5 protein-coding genes are annotated in these 3,613 nt (G+C 53.9%); 2 read left to right on the forward strand and 3 right to left on the reverse strand.

The window, feature by feature from the left end; translation table 11 throughout:
- The coding region (locus tag INT22_RS01335) for a tetratricopeptide repeat protein (protein ID WP_193067525.1) at window positions 1-444 on the reverse strand (444 nt) is incomplete at its 3' end.
- A gap of 495 nt (window positions 445-939) precedes the next feature.
- Between INT22_RS01335 and INT22_RS01340 the strand changes: the two genes are divergently transcribed.
- Both INT22_RS01340 and INT22_RS01345 read left to right on the forward strand, forming a co-directional pair.
- Window positions 940-1,170 (forward strand): hypothetical protein, encoded by a 231-nt coding sequence (locus INT22_RS01340; protein WP_193067526.1) that lies wholly within the window; start codon window positions 940-942, stop codon window positions 1,168-1,170.
- A complete protein-coding gene (locus INT22_RS01345; protein ID WP_193067527.1) occupies window positions 1,171-1,449 on the forward strand; it encodes a hypothetical protein in 279 nt (92 codons plus the stop codon).
- A 494-nt stretch (window positions 1,450-1,943) separates the two neighbouring features.
- Here INT22_RS01345 and INT22_RS01350 read toward each other — a convergent pair whose 3' ends face one another.
- Window positions 1,944-2,207 carry a hypothetical protein gene (locus INT22_RS01350; protein ID WP_193067528.1) on the reverse strand — a complete coding sequence of 88 codons (264 nt, stop codon included), beginning with the start codon at window positions 2,205-2,207 and terminating at the stop codon, window positions 1,944-1,946.
- Entirely contained in the window at window positions 2,204-3,142 is a 939-nt protein-coding gene (locus INT22_RS01355; RefSeq protein ID WP_193067529.1) for an integrase domain-containing protein, read from the reverse strand. The genes INT22_RS01350 and INT22_RS01355 overlap by 4 nt, the downstream gene beginning before the upstream one ends.
- Between the last annotated feature and the right edge of the window lie 471 nt (window positions 3,143-3,613).

Consider the following 3,613-nt stretch of genomic DNA (forward strand, 5'->3'; position numbering starts at 1 on the left):
TTCACTTTGATCTTTGGGCACGCCCCGGCCATTAAAGTACATGATCCCCAAATTGTACTGCGCCATGGGATCCCCTTGTTCGGCAGCACGGCGATACCATTGAGCCGCTTCATTATCGTTCTGGGACACGCCTTGACCATACTCGTACAGGACGCCCAAATTGTATTGCGCCCTGGAATATCCTTGTTCTGCGGAACGACGATACCATTGACGCGCCTCAGCATAATTCTGGGGCACGCCTTGGCCCCCTGCGTACATGAGTCCTAAAACAAACTGCGCAGTGGCGTCCCTTTGCTCTGCGAATACGCTAAAGATGTCCAATGCTGTAGCGTAATCGCCACGTTTATGCGCTGACACTCCTTCGTCCCATGATTGACCGTATGCTGGCCCGCCCCCCAAACACACAAGGCATAAAACGAGGGTAATCTTGCTTAACACTTTCATAGGAGGAATTTCCTTTTTTTTCAGTTAACTACATTTATTAATTTTACCTTTATCAGTTTGTACTTGTCGCCGATGAACAACATCGGTGGTCAACCTGTTTTATTTTCCTTATTAACGTGTGTCTTTGAGATGTCCAGGACGCCGGCTCGGGGCCTGGGTAGCTCGCCATTGCTGTAAGTGGCTTGAAGGAGCTACTGCCGATTTCCTCGGATCTAGATGGTAGGGGGCTCGCCACGACCTATCAGGGTATAGGCGGCATGGGTTACGTGTTCAAAGTTCATACCGAGGCGTGCCATAGCGAATTAGACGGATAATGTTGAATTTCGGCCTATAAGCGTGAAAAAATAACGGATATAGGCCGAAACTGGTACGTTGACGCTGCACGAGCGTGCTTTTCTATGTACTGACAGAACCACTTTTGGTTTATATGCGTGATTTTTTCACGTTAATTAAGCTACACTTGTAAGCACCCTTTTCCTTCTCGAGTGAGTGGCCATGTCTCTTCGCAAAATCAGCGACCTCAGACCCGTATTTAGCAGTGACCGTGTTACGGAGTGGCAGCCCACGCCCCTGGGGCCGCGCTACCGCTATGAGCGCGATCGGGCCGCCGTTGGACAGGAAATTACGCCTGGCAGCGAGCAGTACGAGTGGTATGTCTTAGCGAACAACGACCTGGCCCACGCCAAGCGCAAAGTCTTTGCGCTGCTCACCGAGGAGTACCTGTAAATGGCACGCACAAGAGCTATACAGGCCGCTGAGGCGCCTTTATGGCTAGAGGTGTTGCTGACCTATGCGTTTGGCCCTGCGCCGGCTCAGCAGGCTGCACGGCTGGATTTGCTGGGGGTGGCCCATGACGCTACCGCGTATCCTGACGATATTCCCGATAGCCGGCTGGCTGAGCTGCTGCTGGCCTGGGCAGAGCGTTACGTTGTGGGAGAGGATTGGCAGCGACTACAGGCCAGAATCAGGCAGCGGCGCCGTCATTCAGACAATGTTTATGAGTGAGTTTTGTCGTGACTGTTTGCTGGCTTTTCAAAAATGGAGCGCGCGAGTGATCTCAGCCCATGAGGGTCATCATTAATGGGGCTGGTTTGTTGATTTGTGGGTAATTCAGAAGATGAAGCAGGGGGAGGTAATTGCCGTAGCTGGGCGACTTCTTTTCGTAATGAAATAAGCTCTTGGTGCATGGCTTGCAACGCTTGCAGCATAGCGTGTTGCAAGTCCTCGCTAGCCACTGTTGCCGGTGGTTGAAGTTCGGGTGGTAGCTGCTTGGGTTCGCCATAGCAACGTACCAATTCCGTCATATCAATGACGCGAGTGCCATCGCCTCGCAAGGTGCATGACAAGCGGCCTGATGCGATATTTCTGTGGATGGTACTGCGATGCTTACCATACAGCTTGGCAGCCTGCGGAATAGTGAGTTGCATGCATGGCCAGTTGGTTGCGTATTGTTCGTTGCATACTAGACCTAACTCGCCAGAGAGCGTTAATTACGGGCATTAATCACTAGGCTTTGGCGGCTCTCCAGGGCGGCCCATTGTTTGCCATAGCAACCGGATGGCATACCAGTGGTCGCGGGACGTACTAGGCGCAAAGTTCTTGGCCTGAAAGTAACGATGCACGTGCCCTCGGCCCACCTGATAAGGACTACAGCCGCACCACTCGACAAACTCTTCAATGCGCTTGATCTGCCTTCTCCGGGCTGTTTTACCTCCTTTTGCAGCATGCTGATGAAGGGCATGACGGATATCGCGAGGAATCATTTCATCGACCCCAAATAAGAGATTGTGATGGCGACCCGTGAGTGCCCTAGCTCCTTCGCGATGACCAGGCGTGCCGCTCGATCCGCTGCTTTGTCGACGTTGCCGCCCATCATTTTCGGGAGCTGCCCAGTTAACGCTTGATAGCGCTCTACCGCGTACGCGCTTCGCAACTCATGGATACGGCTGATACCGTTGGCTTTTAACATCTCACGTGCTTGCCGTAAGCCACCCGCTCGCCATTGCGCCCAGCTCTGTGCGGCTGGCACGAGGCTTCGATGGGTTCCCTGCATAACTGCTGCCTTAGCGAGTGTTTCCAGTTGGTTTTGCGTGATGGGTACTTCGCGCACCCTGCCACCTTTTGTGCCCTCGCTGATTGTCACATAACCGCGCTCGCGGCCTTCTTGAAGGGCTTTTTGAGCGTTGAGAAGTGAGGCTTCCTTTGATCTCAAGCCGAGATCACGGGCCAACTCAATGATGGCAGCTCCACGTTCATTTCCGTTACTACGCATGCTCTCAGTGATCGTCATGACCTCGTCACGGTTAAGCCCTTGCGGGGCTTCTGTGCGCACGTTGTCACGAGCAGCGATGCCGCCATCTTTTGTAGGACTCACCGCCTGCCACCCTCCCTTTGTCACCAATGTCATTACTGAATTAACGGCACTCACCAAATTTTGCCCGTAGGCCGCTGAGAGACTGCCGGCTTTAACGGCTGCGCCAATGGATTGCGCGTATGACGCCACAAGCTGCGCTGTGACGCCTTCTAATCGTTTTACACCCTCACCTTTGGCGAAGGTGGCGAACGACTGCCAGCGCTCGCCCACGGCGGCGGCTGTGGCATAAGAGGCGTTGCCGCTGCGCGCAGCATTATTCATTGCGAACCGCCCAGCTTTCGCCATATCACGGGTACCGGTTCCGTAGTTATTGCCCTTGGCCATACTGGTCTCTCCCTTGTGGCTTCTATGGTGTTGCTGCTGCCCCCCATGCCCTTGCATAAGTGTTAAGTGATACGCGCCCATGACGGCAGGCGCAGACCGTGGAGGTGGCGTTTTGGTATCGCAGACGTTACCAACTGCGGACTAGATCGCTTTATGTGTTGTGTTAATCGCAAGGTGGAGGGTGCTATGGCGAAGGGCTTCGCATGCTGATGGCACAGCCATCGGCTCCGGCTTAGAAGTGATATCCAGCCCTGGCGAGGGGCTGCCCAACATTGCAATTACATATCGACGCTTCAGCGTCATTTCGGATAGCTACGGCATTGCGCCGTCATTGCTTTCGTCGGTTTTCGTCCAGCTTAAAAATCTGGCAGACCAACAAAGAAGCGGGTTTTAGCAGGGTGGCTACCCGCGTCTCTGTGCTTTACGCACAGAGACGCGGGTGGGGTATTGGCATCAACCGGAATGGTCGAC

This window comes from Halomonas sp. 3D7M, assembly GCF_014897885.1.
Lineage (GTDB): Bacteria > Pseudomonadota > Gammaproteobacteria > Pseudomonadales > Halomonadaceae > Vreelandella.

Bases quoted from the DNA above. Each gene is read 5' to 3' on its own strand.
- INT22_RS01345 (WP_193067527.1), top strand. From the start codon at position 1,171: ATGGCACGCACAAGAGCTATACAGGCCGCTGAGGCGCCTTTATGGCTA.
- INT22_RS01340 (WP_193067526.1), top strand. From the start codon at position 940: ATGTCTCTTCGCAAAATCAGCGACCTCAGACCCGTATTTAGCAGTGAC.
- INT22_RS01350 (WP_193067528.1), bottom strand. From the start codon at position 2,207: ATGATTCCTCGCGATATCCGTCATGCCCTTCATCAGCATGCTGCAAAA.
- INT22_RS01355 (WP_193067529.1), bottom strand. From the start codon at position 3,142: ATGGCCAAGGGCAATAACTACGGAACCGGTACCCGTGATATGGCGAAA.